The 17,992-nt window shown below is 37.8% G+C and carries 13 protein-coding genes and 1 riboswitch; of the genes, 7 read left to right on the top strand and 6 right to left on the bottom strand.

Going from position 1 to position 17,992, the window contains the following annotated elements:
* The first annotated feature begins 185 nt into the window (after positions 1 to 185).
* Together QNH24_RS13595 and QNH24_RS13590 are read left to right on the top strand one after the other, a co-directional pair.
* A complete protein-coding gene (locus tag QNH24_RS13595) occupies positions 186 to 3,353 on the top strand; it encodes a bifunctional cytochrome P450/NADPH--P450 reductase (protein WP_283872840.1) in 3,168 nt (1,055 codons plus the stop codon).
* A 159-nt stretch (positions 3,354 to 3,512) separates the two neighbouring features.
* The gene (locus QNH24_RS13590) at positions 3,513 to 4,067 is read left to right on the top strand and encodes a TetR/AcrR family transcriptional regulator (protein WP_283868128.1); all 555 of its coding nucleotides are present in this window, start codon (positions 3,513 to 3,515) and stop codon (positions 4,065 to 4,067) included.
* Between the two features lie 44 nt (positions 4,068 to 4,111).
* Here QNH24_RS13590 and QNH24_RS13585 read toward each other — a convergent pair whose 3' ends face one another.
* The 6 genes from QNH24_RS13585 to plsY form a co-directional block, all read right to left on the bottom strand.
* The gene (locus QNH24_RS13585; protein WP_283868127.1) at positions 4,112 to 5,425 is read right to left on the bottom strand and encodes a GerAB/ArcD/ProY family transporter; all 1,314 of its coding nucleotides are present in this window, start codon (positions 5,423 to 5,425) and stop codon (positions 4,112 to 4,114) included.
* Between the two features lie 20 nt (positions 5,426 to 5,445).
* Positions 5,446 to 5,679, bottom strand: a complete 234-nt coding sequence (locus QNH24_RS13580; protein ID WP_283868126.1) for a hypothetical protein — start codon at positions 5,677 to 5,679, stop codon at positions 5,446 to 5,448.
* A 4-nt stretch (positions 5,680 to 5,683) separates the two neighbouring features.
* Positions 5,684 to 6,886, bottom strand: coding sequence for a Ger(x)C family spore germination protein (locus QNH24_RS13575; RefSeq protein WP_283868125.1), 1,203 nt, complete (start codon positions 6,884 to 6,886; stop codon positions 5,684 to 5,686).
* Between the two features lie 14 nt (positions 6,887 to 6,900).
* The gene (locus QNH24_RS13570) at positions 6,901 to 8,463 is read right to left on the bottom strand and encodes a spore germination protein (RefSeq protein WP_283868124.1); all 1,563 of its coding nucleotides are present in this window, start codon (positions 8,461 to 8,463) and stop codon (positions 6,901 to 6,903) included.
* Between the two features lie 147 nt (positions 8,464 to 8,610).
* Complete coding sequence (locus tag QNH24_RS13565; RefSeq protein ID WP_283868123.1) at positions 8,611 to 8,901, bottom strand: HesB/YadR/YfhF family protein; 291 nt, start codon at positions 8,899 to 8,901, stop codon at positions 8,611 to 8,613.
* 19 nt (positions 8,902 to 8,920) lie between these two features.
* The gene (gene plsY / locus QNH24_RS13560; RefSeq protein WP_283868122.1) at positions 8,921 to 9,523 is read right to left on the bottom strand and encodes a glycerol-3-phosphate 1-O-acyltransferase PlsY; all 603 of its coding nucleotides are present in this window, start codon (positions 9,521 to 9,523) and stop codon (positions 8,921 to 8,923) included.
* A gap of 819 nt (positions 9,524 to 10,342) precedes the next feature.
* On the opposite strand from plsY, the gene parE reads away from it, so the two are divergent.
* The 5 genes from parE to QNH24_RS13535 all read left to right on the top strand — a co-directional run bounded on the left by parE (position 10,343) and on the right by QNH24_RS13535 (position 17,992).
* Positions 10,343 to 12,319 carry a DNA topoisomerase IV subunit B gene (parE, locus tag QNH24_RS13555; protein WP_283868121.1) on the top strand — a complete coding sequence of 659 codons (1,977 nt, stop codon included), beginning with the start codon at positions 10,343 to 10,345 and terminating at the stop codon, positions 12,317 to 12,319.
* Entirely contained in the window at positions 12,316 to 14,754 is a 2,439-nt protein-coding gene (gene parC, locus QNH24_RS13550) for a DNA topoisomerase IV subunit A (RefSeq protein WP_283868120.1), read from the top strand. The genes parE and parC overlap by 4 nt, the downstream gene beginning before the upstream one ends.
* Before the next feature lie 205 nt (positions 14,755 to 14,959).
* On the top strand, positions 14,960 to 15,493 hold the full coding sequence (locus tag QNH24_RS13545) for a sigma-70 family RNA polymerase sigma factor (RefSeq protein WP_283868119.1): 534 nt from the start codon (positions 14,960 to 14,962) through the stop codon (positions 15,491 to 15,493).
* Complete coding sequence (locus QNH24_RS13540) at positions 15,474 to 16,664, top strand: hypothetical protein (RefSeq protein ID WP_283868118.1); 1,191 nt, start codon at positions 15,474 to 15,476, stop codon at positions 16,662 to 16,664. The genes QNH24_RS13545 and QNH24_RS13540 overlap by 20 nt, the downstream gene beginning before the upstream one ends.
* 59 nt (positions 16,665 to 16,723) lie before the next feature.
* Positions 16,724 to 16,834, top strand: a riboswitch (TPP riboswitch).
* Between the two features lie 159 nt (positions 16,835 to 16,993).
* Entirely contained in the window at positions 16,994 to 17,992 is a 999-nt protein-coding gene (locus tag QNH24_RS13535) for an ABC transporter substrate-binding protein (RefSeq protein ID WP_283868117.1), read from the top strand.

Genomic DNA, 17,992 nt, shown 5'->3' with positions numbered 1-17,992 from the left:
CCCAATGTCTCAACTGATTAGAGTGAGAGGTTGGGCTTTTGCTATTTCACTCTTTGTTCACAAATACTGCCATTTTTTCCTTTGACAATTTCTATAAAGTTGAATCTACATAATGCATGGTATATTATTTTATCAAATGATAGATTTAACTATCATTTTAAATTTGCTGAAAGAAGGGATTCATGATGATTAGTGTAGAGGATGTTCCAAAACCAAAAACATTTGGTCCACTTGGCCATTTGCCTTTAATCGATAAAGAGCAGCCAACATTATCACTTTGTAAGCTTGCAGAAGAGTATGGGCCGATATATCGATTAGAAATTCCAGGTTATACTAGCTTAGTAATATCTGGTCATGAATTGGTAGCTGATGTTTGTGATGTTTCTCGTTTTGATAAACAGATATATAGTGAGTTGGAAAATGTTCGTGCTTTTGGCGGTGATGGTCTATTTACAAGCAGAACAACTGAACCGAATTGGCAAAAGGCTCATAACATCCTACTTCCCACGTTTAGTAAACATGCTATGAAAGATTATCATTCGATGATGATAGATATTAGTACACAGCTGATACAAAAATGGGAACGCTTAAATCCGATGGAGGAAATTGATGTCCCTGAGGATATGACACGATTGACGCTAGATACAATTGGACTTTGTGGCTTCAATTATCGCTTTAATAGCTTTTATAGAGAAACACATAGCCCTTTTATTATGAGCATGGTCCGTGCTTTAAATGAAGCTATGTTAAAAAGTTCCCGATTAAAGATACAAAATCTGATGATGGTTGGCACAAGGCGCCAATTTAACGAAGACATTGAAACAATGTTTACATTAGTAGATAAAATTATTGAGGAGCGAAAGGCAAGAGGTACGCAGGAGCAGATAGATTTACTAGGCCGCATGTTAAATATAAAAGATCCAGACACAGGAGAAACACTGAGCGATGAAAATATTCGTTATCAAATCATCACATTTTTGATAGCCGGACATGAAACGACTAGCGGATTGCTGTCCTTTGCACTCTATTTTTTAATCAAGCATCCTGAAGTTTTAGAGAAGGCTTATGCTGAAGTTGATCAAATCTTGACTGAAGAAACACCGACATATGAACAGATTTTACAGCTAAAGTACATTCGCCTAATTTTAAATGAATCATTACGATTATGGCCGACAGCACCTGGCTTTGAGCTTTATGCAAAAGAGGATACTGTCATTGGCGACAAGTACCTGATTAAAAAAGGTGACAATATCAGTGTCCTACTGCCACAGCTTCATCGTGATAAAAATGCGTGGGGTGAAAATGCGGAACAATTTTATCCAGAGCGCTTTGAAGATTCTCAGAATGTTCCTACACATGCCTTTAAACCGTTTGGAAATGGTCAGCGTGCCTGTATCGGCATGCAATTTGCCCTTCATGAAGCAACATTGGTATTAGGAATGATTCTACAGCGTTTTGAATTAATCGATTATGACAATTATCAATTAAAAATACAGCAAACTCTAACGATAAAGCCAGGTGATTTTAAAATTCGAGTAAAGCAGCGTAATCGAGTAATTGATCCGGAAAAGACAGTAGCACCTCAGCGACAAGAAAAAATGTATCCTCTACCAAAACCTAGTGTAGAGAATGCAAAAATGTCTTTGCTAATCCTCTATGGTTCTGATTTAGGAACTACTGAAAGAATTGCCAAACAGTTAGCAGATGAAGCTGTTCTGTATGGTATTCGAAGTGAAGTCGCTACGCTAGATGAGTATGCTGGAAAATTACCTAAAGAGGGCGCTGTACTAATTGTTTGCTCTTCTTATAATGGTCATCCCCCAAGAAACGCTCGAAAGTTTCTTGCATGGCTAGAGAATAGTAATGAGAATAGTCTAAAAGGAATAAATTATGCTGTGTTTGGCTGCGGAGATCGAAATTGGCATTATACGTATCAAAAGGTCCCTCGAACAATAGATGAACAGCTTGCCATTAAAGGGGCTACAAGAATTTTGCCACATGGGGAAGCGGACGTAAGTGCAGATTTTGAAAAGCAATTGGAGAACTGGCTAGAACAACTGTGGAGAACCATGAAAGTGACATATGATTTAACGTTAGATGACAATATGCTACTAGAACAAACAAAATTGTCCATTCAAGTTGTAAAAGGCTTAGCAACGGTACCACTTGCTTTAAAACACGGTGCCCGTTATGCATCGATTATAAAAAATGAAGAGCTTCAAACAGCCAATAGTGACCGAAGTACACGTCATATTGAAATTGCATTGCCAAAGGAATTAAGCTATCAGGAGGGGGATCACCTTGGCGTGATACCCAAAAATAGCAGCAAGCTCATCCATCGAGTTCTTCGTCGATTTAAATTGAATGCCAATGATCAGCTAATCATTTCGTCTAATGGAAATGGGTTGCATCTTCCTACAGATTTTCCGGTTAGCTTATACGAGGTGCTTGCCACTAGTGTTGAATTGCAGGAGACTGCTAGTCGTATACAAATACGAGAGCTAGCGGTTTATACAGAGTGTCCGCCACATAAACGTGAATTAGAGCATTTATTACAAGAAGATATTTATAAGGAGCAGGTATTAAATAAACGGTTATCCATGCTAGAGCTTCTTGAAATGTACGAAGCCTGTGAATTACCATTTGAAAAATTTATAGCCTTACTACCTCCTTTAAAGCCTAGATATTACTCTATTTCTAGTTCACCAAAGGAAGATCCTGAACGCCTAAGCATTACAGTAGGTGTAGTAAGGGAACCAGCCTGGAGTGGTCGAGGAGACTATCATGGCGTAGCATCAAATTATTTGGCACAGTGTCAACCAGGGGAGTCACTAGTAATGTTTATACGCTCAGTTGATTCAGGATTCCAGCTGCCAGAGGATGCGACTACATCGATTATAATGGTTGGACATGGAACTGGCGTAGCACCATTTAGAGGTTTTTTACAGGCTCGCGCTGCCATGAAAAAGCGAGGAATTCCCCTTGGGCAAGCACATCTATTCTTCGGCTGTAGAAATGAGGCTGATTTTATTTACCGTGAGGAGCTTGAGCAATTTGAAAAGGATGGAATTGTGACACTACACACGGCATTTTCCCGTAAAGAAGGAACTCCGAAAGCTTATGTGCAGCAAGTAATGGAGCCATATTCCTCAAATATCATCGAAATGTTAAATAATAATGGACGATTATATGTTTGTGGAGATGGTAATCATATGGCACCAGCTGTAGAAGCTATGCTACAGCAGACTTATCAATCTAAAAAAGGGGTAGGAGAGAAGGAGGCAATAGACTGGTTAGAGCAGCATCAGCATAACAGAAAGTATGCGAAGGATGTCTGGGTTCAGAATGGGTAGTGGTATTCATAGCAGTGCAAAATGTTTTATTTCCTTGTAAGAACAGCCTTCACGATGGGCAAGTAGGTTGAATTCCAGTGTCCTGTATTCTACAATTGTATCAATTGGTAGTATACACTATCTAGTATTCACCTTATTTTTGGAAAGAAGTGAAGCATGATGAAAAACGCAAAAGAGGCTAGGCTTCATGCTATATTAGATGCAGCTACAGAGCTCCTCGTCGAAAAGCCGACAGCATCCTTAACCGACATCGCTAACTATGCTGGTATTGGTATCGCTACATTACACCGCTATATTGAAAACAGGGATCAACTAATGTTGCAATTAGGTTTCAGAGCTGTTCAGGTTGTCAGCGAAACCATAAATGAAATACCAGTGGATGAGGAAAAGCTGGAATCCTATATCCCGAGACTTGTTGAGGCTTTAATTCCATTAGGAGATAAAATTTATTTTCTTGCACATGAATGCTCTGTGAATTACAGTTCCGAACTTTTGGCTGCTGAGGATCAGCTTAAGGAGCCGATTAGACAGACAATTATCCAATTACAAAAACAAGGGTATTTACGTCAGGATATGACTAGTGAATGGATGCTTAATGTCTTATACTCACTCCTATTTACGATGTGGCAGCAAGTACAGGAGGGGAATATCGCCAAAAACTCAGCTGCATTGTTAATTATGGAAACAGTGTTTAACGGGATTAAGGCGAAATAAATGATTAAAATGATGACCTGGCTAATTTATAAGGTCATCATTTTTTAATGGTCATTTGTATCTTGATCAATTTTTACATCATTTTCATTTGGCTTATTATCTTTTTGGCTTTCTAGTTCAAGTTTATTCTCATTTTGTGCGTCATTTTTAGAATCGCTCTCTTTATGATTATCACCCTTTGAAGCATTATGGCTGTTATTCTCACTATCTTTCTGCGCATGATTATTGTTATTTGTTTGATTTTCATTGCTATTTTCACCTTGTGAATTCCCATCTATTTTGCGAATCTTCGCGATTATCAGCAACGTTAACGGTAAAATAACAGTAAATATCGCAGAAAATATAGGCCAAATTTCATTATTGTAGACATTGGAATGAACAATATTAGGATGAATAATTTGAGAAAGACCAATCATTAATAAACCAAATGGAAAAATAAGTGGACGATGATCCTGTATCTTACATAACTGCGCTACACCAATGACTGAGGCGTAAAAATACATAAATGTTCGAATATAAATAGATATAATCCACATGCCTGCCATAATAATTTCAATGCGCTGCAAAAAATTACCAATTGAAATTCTTTGCGCCAATGCATAGCTAGGAAAGGTGCGAGAGGCGGTATTTGAAGGACCAAGCACAAGGATACACAGGGTAATTATTATAATTAAGACAATACCACCGATAATTGCTCCAATGTAAAATCCCTTTTGTGCAGATTTTTGGACATTCACAGCAGATGGGAAAAGCATTAGCAGTACAACAAGTGGAAAAGAAAAAATACTCATAAATCGAATAATACTATATAAAAAGGATTTTTTAGGTGTTTCCAAGATTGGCTGTACATTATCGAAGCTAATCTGAGGTGTGATACAAACTGCAAAGATGATAAAAATCAAGATAAAAATGGGAAATAGAATCTCTGTAGAACGAGCAAATACTTCTATACCGAGAAAAGCAGCATACACAATGATAATACTAAACAGCAGTGCAAATGCCATCGTAGGGGTTTCTGGCATTACTTCTGTTTTCATAAAAATGCCAATAAAATATAATAATTCCCCTGAGGAAAGAAAGGTAAGAAAAATAAAGCCGACCGCTGTAAATTTCCCCAAAAAGCGACCTAGTATTTTTTCATTTGCCTCAATAAATGTAAGGGAAGGTGTGCGTTTTCCTAAAGAAATATATAGCTTTACTAAGATAAAGCTTATTGCGACTCCGATAATTGCCGCAATCCATGCATCTTGCTTTGCCGCACTTGCTATAGTGGCAGGAATAATTAATATGGCAGTTCCAATAGAAAAGAGAAGGGTGATGATCATAAATTGTCTTGAACTAATGATTTCCTTTTCCATTATGAGCAACCCCTTCTTTTTTATTTTGTAAGTGAAACAATTAGATCTCTGATTGGCGAAAAAATAAACGTGATAAAGTCAAGTGGACTTGGAATCTTAAGCTTTAATGCGATGCCAATATTTATTGCAGTAGCCAATATTAAAATAACTGAAAAAGTAATGATCGTTTTGGTTTCTTTTTTTTTCTTTAATTGTGGAATAAAAGCAAAGGCAATTATAGACGAAATAATAAGGATAAATAGCGTCATTACCATGACCTTACTCCTCCTTTTTGGATTTATGCAATAATGAGTTTTGTATAGTTCCTAATCCCTGTGTATTAACATGAACCTCAACGTTAATAGGAAGTTCAGGGAAAATTGTCTCCCAGTCATTTTTTATTTTTTTCCACTGTTTAGCATCTGAACGATGGAGTACTTCGCTGAAACCAAAAACATCGACTTGATAATTTTGCTGAACGGTTCTGATTGTATGTTCAACTTGTTGTTTAATCATTTTCTCCGTTTTTTTATTTATATATTTAATGGATTTATTGTTAGAAAGCTTCATATCACATTCAACTTCTCCAACATTTTGTTCTACGTCAATATGCACATTTATATGAGGAGAGCCCTTTTTAAAATTACCTTTTACTTTGGTAGTTGATTTGGTAATTTCAGTTGATAGTGTACCTCCTTTTGTGCAAGGGATAATCTCAATGGTGCTCTCTATTTTGTCATTGATAAAGCTAAGGCCTCTACTTTCATCTTCTGTTAAAAGTCCGATATATCTATCTTTTTTAAAGACGGCTAATCCAGCATATTTTAAAAGTACAGGGGTTTTCACTTTTTTTACATTTGTCTGATCCATACCTAATTTTGGATCACCATGTATTTCAATAGCTGAAAGGATAGCGCTTTTTTCATTGTTGTTTAAAGTATTAACTAAATCATCGATATTGATGGAAATGGTGGAGCCCCAAACTTTTTCTGACACTCTCAAAGAATTTAGCATTTTGTTGGCTGGTACTTTTTCAATCGGTGTTAACACATTTAAAACATCTTTTGCAGTTGCCTGATGAGAGAGGATGACATCAAAATCATTTCGAAATTCATGGTCTCTGGAAATTAAATCCAGCGCTTCGTTTATTCCCTCTTTCGCTAATTCCTCACCGATAACAACAATCCGAAGATGAGAAAAATAGGGTTTCCTAGCTGCTAAAGCCGTCATTTTTCGAACAGCTTCAAAAATGGTTTCTCCTGTTGCATGATAGGTAATGACAGGAGTTCGTCCAGTAGATGGCTGCCTAGTAGAAATTTCACTAGGATCTACCACTTGAATTGATAATTCATATTCATCATCAACCTTATCCACCCCTAATGCGACGACAATTGCTAATTCATTTAGTTCACGCTTACTCCAGCAACCACTTAGTAGTAAAGGGAGGATGAGGAGGAAACAAATTAAGCTGAATTTTGACATGTGCCATTCCTCGTTTATACATTAGATTTATTTCTTTTTTTCGTATCCAAATACTTATGTCCTCTAACATTATTTTTTTGACTGACTAAGCGTGGTCGAGTCAATAGCGCTCTTCGAGGAAATAATACTAACGCATCTTTTTGATCCTTTAAAATTAGTGGACCGAATGGACTTAAATACGGCACACCAAAAGAGCGAATGCTGCATAAATGTAGGATAATGATTATAATTCCAAACATAACACCAAATAAACCTAGCATTGCTGCTACAATCATTAATGGAAAACGTAGAACTCGAATGGTGTTTGATAAGCCATAGGCAGGGAACAGGAAGCTACAAATCGCGGTTAAAGATACTATAATTACCATTACAGCCGATACAATTCCTGCTTCAACGGCTGCCTGACCAATGACTAAGGTTCCCACAATGGATACAGCAGGTCCAATGGTTCTTGGCATACGAAGACCTGCTTCTCGTAACACCTCAAAGGCAACCTCCATAATAAGTGCTTCAACCACTGCAGGGAAGGGAACGCCTTCTCGTTGGGAGGCAATACTAATAAGCATAGCGGTTGGAAGCATTTCTTGATGAAAGGTGGTAATAGCTACATAGAGTGACGGTGCCACCAATGCTAGGCTTATTCCTAAAAATCTTAATAACCGAATAAGAGAGCTGATGATCCAATTTTGATAGTAATCCTCCGCAGATTGTAAAAAGGAAGTAAATAAAGCGGGTACCACCAACACAAAGGGTGTACCATCCACTAAAATAGCAATTTTCCCGTCTAACAATTCTCCAGCAATAACATCAGGTCGTTCAGAATTATAGATTGTTGGAAACAATGTGAATCTAGAATCTTGAATAAAATCCTCAATATAGCCACTTTCTAGAATGCCGTCAATGTTAATACGATCTATGCGTGCTAGAACCTCTGCCACTATTTTGTCATTTGCAATGCCATTTATATACATAACAGCTACATCTGTTTGCGTTACCTCTCCAACCACACGAGATTTTATCCAAAGATTAGGACTTTTTATTTTTCGGCGGATAAGGGCTGTGTTTGTGCGTAACGTTTCAGTAAAGGATTCCCTGGGACCTCTAATTACAGATTCTGTTGATGGTTCTGTAACCTCTCGATCTTTTGCACCTTTTGTACTTGTCACGATACCAATAGTACATCCATTTAATAAAATGACTGTATTGCCATTTAAAATTTCGGTATATAGTGCAGAGAAATGAGAAATATTATTTGCGTCACCGACTGTCAAACAAGATTCTCTTATATATTGATGAATAGCTTCTATATCTGTTTCTGAGCCATTTGCTTCAACCATATCGTGCATGAGCTTATCAATAACAGTATCCGAAATGGTTGTTTTATCAGATAAGCCATCCATATAAACAATTGCGATTGTATGCTTGTCAGCTTTTCCAATCAGTATTTCTCGGATAACCAAATCATTACTATTTCCAAGTGTGTTTCGAATCAGTTTGACATTGCTCGAAAGTGAACTATATAGGAGTTCATTGTTGGAATTTGGTTGGGAGGCATCTGTACTTTTTGAAACGGACATTTACTTTCCTCCTCCAAGTGTGCATTCACTACCAATAGAATGGACAAATTTCAGGATAGATAAACAAAGGTAGGAAATTATTCTATTTAATTGTTGGGGAAATGAAAAAGCCGTGTTCCCCTCGTAGAAACGAAAGGAAACACGGCTTTATTTACGATAGTCATATTTTAATTCATCGTTTGTAGCATCAATATCTACATGTAGGTTATGGTTATTAAAAAACCATACATCTTTTTCATCAATATAGTAGGTAACTCCATCAATCACTGTTTTAACACCAATCTCGATTGGTTCCTCACGAGTCATACCAAGAGAAAAGCCTTCATGAAATGGACTGGAACCTCCGTATCTTGCATAAAAACGAATGGTATCGCCTGTTTCTACTTCCATTTCTCGTTTAAACCAATGTAGGGCTTCATCTGTTAGTGCAATATTCATTAGAATGCTCCTCTCTTTGCTACAGCCATTTCACCTTTGGCTCGGTCCCATTTTTAATGCGGCCAATGTTTGCGCGGTGACGATAAATAATAAAGGTGAATAAACATGCGACTAAAATGCTTAACGCAAAATCACCTGTAACAAAATAATAAACGATTGAATAAATAAGTGCTACTAAAGCGGCAATCATGGATGTTAAACTTACAATCTTTGTGACTTTTAACATTACAATGAACGTAATAAAAAGTAAGACAAATAATGGCCATGTATATCCTAAGAGAACGCCAGCGGATGTCGCTACGGCCTTCCCTCCGCGGAAGCTTGCAAAAATAGGGAACATATGACCAATAACCGCTATAAGTCCAAGAATTAACGAGTGTATGGAGACTTCGGAAAATATCGGTAGTGCTACTAACAATACAGCCGCTGTCCCTTTTAAGACATCCATAATGGTTACGACAATTCCTGCTGTTTTTCCTAAGATACGGAAGGTATTCGTGGCACCCAGATTACCACTACCATGTTCACGAATGTCAGTTTTATAAAAAATTTTGCCTATCCATAATCCAGAAGGTATAGAGCCAATTAGATAAGCACATAAAATAATAAGTCCATTTACCATAGTTGGACTCCTTTCATTGGTAATTCATCACTTGGTACTAATAGTTTGTAACAAGTATTTTACACTTTTTCTTGATAATCTACAACGGCATGAAGGAGATTTCATGACGTTCCTTGAATTCAATACAAAAGATAACTATTTTTTCAAGGGTTTCGATATGTATAATGATTGAGGTTAGGCTATTTGACACGAGTATCCTAACATCAAGACAATCCTTTTCTAAAAATATAGGTAAAATGGCAATTTTGTCAATCATCCTTTCCTTTGGTAGAATAGAAGTCTATCTTAAATTTCATGGAAATGCTAGTATAAATCATCAGTCAGACAGAAGATACCCACTTAGTTGTTCATACATATCCACTCTTATTCAAGTGGCTATCAAATGCTTCTGCATGAAGAATTGAAAACCTTCACGAGCTATCTTTGTTTTAGCTGAAAGTTTATAATCGGTTATTAGTCATTCGATGTCTTATCTTGAAGCGGTAATGTTCTTGTATCGAAAGCTTAGCCTCAGATACAGACAACTTTTACCCTTAAGGGGCGTATGTAGCGGATGATTTTTTAAGAGGAGCTTGATTATGGAGAAATTTGGATGTCATTACGCTGTGGCATAATCGATTTATGCAACAAAAGCTTAGGTCCTTGCGTCAAGGGAATATAACAGCTTATGACAATGCGGATAATTACTTTTAAAAACGAAGAAGCTGTGAGGAATAAAAAATTTTATTGGGCCTGTCGCTAGCTATTGACAGGAAATGCTATTATTATTAGGAAGAGAAGATAAATAGAACATGCGTTTGTTTTTTGGAGGGGAATTTTTTGACGAATAAACAGTCACCAAGCGTCTATAATGATGACGCTATACAAGTATTAGAAGGATTAGAAGCGGTACGAAAGAGACCCGGCATGTATATCGGTTCTACAGATGGCCGTGGTCTTCATCACCTCGTGTATGAAATCGTGGATAATGCGGTGGATGAAGCATTGGCTGGCTTTGGTTCTCATATTATTGTCAAGATTCATAAAGATCAAAGTATTAGCGTGCGAGACTTCGGTCGTGGAATGCCTACTGGTATGCATAAGATGGGAAAGCCAACACCTGAAATTATTTTTACGGTTTTACATGCTGGTGGCAAATTTGGACAAGGCGGCTATAAAACAAGTGGCGGTTTACATGGCGTAGGTTCTTCTGTCGTTAATGCGTTATCAACATTTTTAGAGGTAACCATACATCGCGACGGTAAGAAATATTGCCAACGTTTTGAAAATGGTGGTCATCCAGTTACGACACTTGAAGAAATCGGCAGTACGAAACAGACAGGTACTCTAGTCCATTTTCTACCAGATGACAAGATTTTCTCTGTTACAAAGTTTAATTATGATACACTTGCAGAACGTTTACGTGAGTCAGCATTTTTATTGAAGGGCTTAAAAATTGAGTTAATTGATGAACGCGAGGAAGGCAAAGGTGATGTGTTCTTTTATGAGAACGGCATTGAAGCTTTCGTTGCGTATTTGAATGAGGAGAAAGACGTTCTTCATCCTGTCAAATATGTGGAAGGGATTCAGGATGATATTGAAGTAGAATTTGCATTCCAATATAACGATGGCTATTCAGAAACAATTCTGTCTTTTGTTAACAATGTTCGTACACGTGATGGCGGCACACATGAAACAGGCGCAAAAGCAGCATTAACACGTGTATTTAATGAATACGCAAGAAAGATAGGTCTGTTAAAAGATAAAGATAAAAACCTTGAAGGGACAGATATTCGTGAGGGTCTAGCAGCAATTGTGTCTGTACGTATTCCTGAACATTTACTACAATTTGAGGGTCAAACAAAAGGCAAGCTAGGAACGAGTGAGGCTCGTTCTGCCGTAGATAGTGTGGTCTCTGAGCAAATTTTATATGTACTAGAGGAAAATGCTGAGCTATCTGCATCCCTTGTGCGTAAAGCTATTCGTGCACAGCAAGTTCGTGAAGCGGCTCGTAAAGCACGTGAAGATGCACGAAATGGCAAAAAGAACAAAAAGGCCAGTACCATCCTTTCAGGAAAATTAACGCCCGCACAATCTCGCAATGCAGCGAAAAACGAGCTATATTTAGTCGAAGGAGATTCTGCTGGAGGCTCAGCAAAGCAAGGGCGTGATCGTACATTCCAAGCAATATTACCTTTGCGCGGTAAAGTCATTAATACGGAAAAAGCCAAGCTACAGGACATCATGAAAAATGAGGAAATTTCAACGATTATTCATGCTATTGGTGCAGGTGTTGGTACAGATTTCTCTGTTGAAGATTCAGCCTATGATAAAGTCGTTATTATGACCGATGCCGATACAGATGGTGCACATATTCAAGTGTTGCTATTAACGTTTTTCTACCGTTACATGCGTCCATTAATTGAAGCAGGCAAGGTCTTTATTGCCTTACCACCACTGTATAAAATTTCTAAGGGCACTGGTAAAAAAGAAGTGATTGAATATGCTTGGACTGAAAATGATTTACAGAATGCCATCAAAAAAGTTGGAAAGGGTTACATACTACAGCGCTATAAAGGTCTTGGTGAGATGAATGCAGACCAGCTGTGGGATACGACGATGAACCCAGAAACACGCACATTAATTCGTGTAACGATTGAGGATGGTGCACGTGCTGAACGACGTGTTACAACATTAATGGGCGATAAAGTTGAACCACGTCGTAAATGGATCGAAGCCAATGTAAACTTCGGTATGGAGGATGATTCAAATATTTTAGACAATGAATTCATCCAACAAGAGGAGGACCAAGCATGAGTAGTACGGAAAAGTTTCAAGATTTACCTTTAGAAGAAGTGATGGGTGACCGTTTTGGTCGCTATAGTAAATATATTATTCAAGACCGCGCGTTGCCTGATGCACGTGACGGTCTTAAGCCTGTGCAGCGTCGTATATTATATGCAATGTTTTCTGAGGGGAATACACATGATAAACCATTTCGAAAATCCGCTAAAACAGTCGGGAATGTAATTGGGAACTATCATCCTCATGGTGATAGCTCAGTTTATGAGGCTATGGTGCGCATGAGTCAAGATTGGAAAGCGCGTCATATGCTTATTGAAATGCATGGGAACAACGGGTCAGTAGATGGTGATCCGCCAGCAGCGATGCGTTATACGGAAGCAAGACTTTCAGCTATTGCTGCAGAGATGCTACGTGATATCGGCAAGAAAACCGTTGAATTCGTGCCAAACTTTGATGATCAGGATATGGAGCCAACCGTTTTACCAGCACGCTTCCCGAATTTACTAGTGAATGGCTCAACAGGTATTTCAGCCGGCTATGCAACTGATATTCCTCCACATGCTCTTGATGAGGTGCTTGACGGGGTTCTAATGCGCTTAGAAAAGCCTCACTCAACGGTTGATGAGTTGATGACCGTTATTAAAGGTCCAGATTTCCCAACAGGTGGCATTATTCAAGGTGTTGATGGCATCAAAAAAGCTTATGAAACGGGCCGCGGTAAAATCATTGTCCGTGCACAAGCCGCTGTGGAGCCAATTAAGGGTGGCAAAGAGCAGATTGTCATTACGGAATTGCCATATGATGTTAATAAAGCGAACCTTGTTAAAAAAATAGATGAGCAACGTGTTGATAAGCGTCTAGAAGGTATTGCGGAAATTCGTGATGAATCGGATCGTACAGGTTTACGTGTGGTCATTGAACTGAAAAAAGATGTACCAGGACAAGGTATTTTAAATTATTTATTTAAAACAACAGATTTACAAGTAGCTTATAATTTTAATATGATTGCCATTCATAATCGTCGTCCAACGATGATGACATTGCCATTATTACTTGATGCGTATATTGCACATCAAAAAGAAGTCGTTACCAACCGTTCAATCTATGATTTACAAAAGGCTAAGGATCGTTCGCATATCGTTGACGGCTTAATTAAGGCATTGTCTATTTTAGATGAAGTAATTGCGACAATTCGTTCTTCAAATGATAAAAAAGATGCGAAATTAAACTTACAAACTAAGTTTGACTTTACAGAGGTACAATCAGAGGCGATCGTTAGCTTGCAATTATACCGTTTAACGAACACGGACATTACAGAGCTTCGCCAAGAACAGGATGAATTAAATAAATTAATTGCCAAGCTAGAAGGCATTCTTAATAGTGAGGCAAAGCTTATCCGCGTCATAAAACAGGAGTTGCTTGATATTAAAAAACGCTTTACAGAGCCACGCCGTTCGAAAATTGAACAAGAAATTGAAGAAATCAAAATTACATTAGATGTCCTTGTACCAAGTGAAGAGGTTGTCGTGACTGTGACTAAGGATGGTTATATTAAACGTACTTCCACACGTTCCCATGCAGCCTCAAATGGTCAGGATATTGCGATGAAGGATTCAGATTATTTATTATATGAAGAAAACTTAAATACACAGCATCATCTGCTGCTGTTCACAAATCGAGGCAATTATATTTATCAGCCTGTTCATGAGCTACCAGACATTCGCTGGAAGGATCTCGGTCAGCATATTTCTAGTATTGTGCCAACTGGAGAGGATGAATCCATTATTGCGGTCTATGGTTTCGAGACATTTGAGCAAGCGAATACTTATATTTTAACGGCTACGAAAGATGGACAAATTAAACGCTCGCCTTTAGCAGATTATGCAGTTACCCGTTATTCGAAGCCGATAAAGACAATGAATGTTAAAGCTGGCGATGAAATGATTTTTGCAGATTTTGTAACGGATGACACTGAATTACTATTAACAACCGATACAGCCTATGCGATTCGTTTCCCAACGGAGGAATTACCAGTAACTGGTGTCAAAACTGGTGGTGTTAAAGGAATTACCTTAAAAGATGGGGAAGCATTAGTGGGTATCAATGTTTTACAGCCAAACGACACAGAATATGTTGTTATTGTAACGCAGCGTGGTGCTGTTAAGAAAATGAATGTAGCTGAAGTTGAGATGGCAAGTCGCGCAAAACGGGGCTTAAAGGTGTTAACTGAATTAAAAGCTAACCCTCATCGTATCGTTGCAGTAGTCAAGGCTACAGATGAGGAGCATGTTATCATTGAAACTGAAAAAGGTGTGCAAGAGGTTATTGATGTACAAGCATTAACGCGAGCAGATCGTCATTCAAATGGCTCATTCAAGGTAGATATTGCAACTGATGGACAGATTTCACATGTATTAACAGTAAAAAAAGAACAAAACCCAAGCTGATCTCTTAATGAGAAGGACACTAAAAAAAGTCGATTTGCCACAAAAATGTGATGCAAATTGACTTTTTTAGTTATTTAGTGCCCTTCTTTAATTGTTGTTCAGTACCAGATAAATAATGGTATTAATATAAAATTAATGAAAAGATGAAACCAACGAGCAATGTGCTTTGTCTAACTTATACAAATTGATGAAGGGAGGGAATTGCTTGGAGAAACAACAAAGAGATATACATTTACGGGAGGTTATGGATTTATACGGTCATTACTTACTTCGACTAGCTTATACATATGTAAAAAGTAAAGAAAGGGCAGAGGATATTGTACAGGAAGTATTCATCCGCTATTACATTCATATGGAGCAATTTGAAGGACGTTCTAGTGTCAAAACTTACTTATACCGTATGGTCGTCAACGAGTGTCACAATTACTTTAAGAGCTGGACATATCGGAAAACAGAGTTAACTAATCTTTTTAAAAAGCAGGAAGCCTCTACTTCAGTGGAATCTCAAATTTTAAAGCAGGAGGAAATGGATGTTATTGCTCATAGCATTACAACATTAGAAACGAAATATCGAGAGGTCCTTTGGCTTTATTACTATGATGAACTATCTATCACCGATATCGCATCCATTTTACAATGTTCAGTCAATACAGTGAAAACAAGGCTAGCAAGAGGGAGAAAACGAGTAGGCATCCAATTAGAAAAGGAGGGATTTTATAATGGAAATGAATTTACGTAATCGATTAAAGGCTACTATACCAGATCAATTAGCATTAACTCCCCAAAAAAAAGAAGAGATTTTAGAAGCTGCTCATGTAAGATTTGAGCAACAGCAAACCCCTGTAAAAAAACATGTGTGGAAGCCCGTAGCAGTAGGATTTTCAGCTTTAGCACTTACAGCATTACTAAGTTATCCATTTATAGATGAAATAAAGGAACAATTGATGATTTCGCAAATAAGTGAACAATCCTATGAAGAAGTTAGTATCCCTGGTCGATCTGCTAATACATTATCTACAGCTGTCTTTGATGATGCAACGAACTCCTTTTATTATTACGAGGGTAATACCATTTATTCCTATGCACTCGATACACATATTGAAAAAGCGGAAGTAACAAGTGAATTCCCTATTTCAGAAATGTTAGTAAATGAAGATTGGCTTGCTTGGATGGCTGATGATAGGAATTCTGTGTTTGTAAAAAATAGAGAAACATTAGAGGTCAAAGGCTTTTCTACGGAAACTTTTATGGGTTTAGAAGATGATACGCTACTGACAGAAATGTCTGACACAAGGACAGGTCATACCATTTATAGCTTAACAAATTTGCGTACAAACGAGGTAAAACAATTTAAACAAGCCTTTGATAATAGTGCAGTAAGTCAGCCAATTTATCAGGACAATCAGTTGCTCCTACCAAGAGCCTTTAAAAAAGATGGAGTAGAAACGGTCAGCTTTACGCTCTATGATGTTGGAACGGAAAAAGAAAAACAATACGATTTACCTTTGAAAGGCATACATGACGTGGCACTTACTGACCATAAAATCTATGCCTCCTTTAGAACTGAAGATAGCTTAGAGACAGGATATGTTGATTTAGTAGATGGCTCCTATCATAAACTTGATGGTAAAAAAGCCCTTACTTTAACAGCCTATCAAAATAATCTTGCTATTTACGAATGGATACCGAAAGAGGAACATTACCGCTTTAGATTATATCAAGTCGAAGAAGATGGTTCATTAACACCACTTTACGCCTTTAAAGATGTTTCATTAGCTCTTTTAATACCACGTTATACAAAGGAAGGAACATTACAGGTATTTGGGCTAAATGAAAAGTATCTCACGGAGGATGGAATTCATGAAGCGAAAGATGATGCAATTAAAATATTTTTACAGCGTTATTATTAAATAGTGCCTTGTCATTTGCAGTGAGATATGGGTATAATAATCATCGAAAAGTTCATATGGAAAGAATGTAGGGGGGCTGGTAGTTGCCAGCTGAGATTGTGTCCGTTAGACGCTGACCCTTTGAACCTGATTTGGCTCGTACCAGCGTAGGGAACATCTATTCAAAAAAAGTAAATTTTTGATATTGATTGACAACGTCTGGGAGAAATCCTGGGCGTTTTTTTGTTAAATGTACATGTCTTGGGTGCAGACAATCCATAAATACGCTTTCTTCTGGTTAAAACATTCATTCATGAACACTTTCACACTATTTACTGGGAGGAATCAGCATGAAAAAATGGTTATTGGTTCTTATGGCTACCCTTTTAACATTAGCGGGCTGTAGCGAAAAAAAGGATGCCAACAAGGATGAGCATGCATTGAAAAAGATATCTGTTGTACTCGATTGGGCACCAAATACAAATCATACAGGGTTATATGTTGCTAAGAAATTAGGTTATTTTGAAGAGCAGGGCTTAGATGTTGATATATTACAACCTGGTGACGCAGGAGCGGATCAGCTTGTAGCATCTGGCAAGGCACAATTTGGCGTAAGCTATCAGGAGGGAATTACACAGGCTCGTGTACAGGGTGTACCTCTAGTATCGATTGCAGCGATTATTCAGCATAATACTTCTGGCTTTGCCTCAATAGCTTCTAAAGGCATTACATCACCGAAGAAATTTGAAGGGAAAACATATGGCGGCTGGGGAGCTCCATTAGAGCAGGCCGTACTACAATCATTAATGCAAACTGAAAATGCGGATATTAATAAATTAGATATTATTAATGCTGGTGATATAGATTTCTTTACAATGATGAAAAAAGATATTGATTTTGCATGGATTTATTATGCTTGGACTGGGATTGAAGCTGAGCTTCGTGGTGAAAAACTGAACATGCTGTATTTAACAGATTATAGTGACCAACTGGATTATTATACACCCGTTCTTGCTACAAATGAAAAAATGATTAAGGATGATCCAAAGACCGTTGAAGCATTTGTCGCTGCCGTGGCAAAGGGCTATGAATACGCGATCAGTAATCCAAGTGAGGCGGCAGATGTTTTACTTGAGGCAGTACCTGATTTAGATAAAGATCTTGTGCATAAAAGTCAGGAGTGGCTGGCAGATAAATATCAGGATGACGCTGCTCAATGGGGCGAGCAAAAGCTAGCTGTCTGGGAAAACTATGCGAAGTGGATGACTAGCAACAACGTTTTAGAGGGCGAATTTAACGCAGAACAAGCATTTACAAACGACTTTTTACCGAAAAAGGAGACGAAGTAA

Source organism: Lysinibacillus pakistanensis (genome assembly GCF_030123245.1).
GTDB classification, from domain to species: Bacteria; Bacillota; Bacilli; order Bacillales_A; family Planococcaceae; genus Lysinibacillus; species Lysinibacillus pakistanensis.
This window is presented reverse-complemented; position numbering and strand designations above follow the sequence as displayed.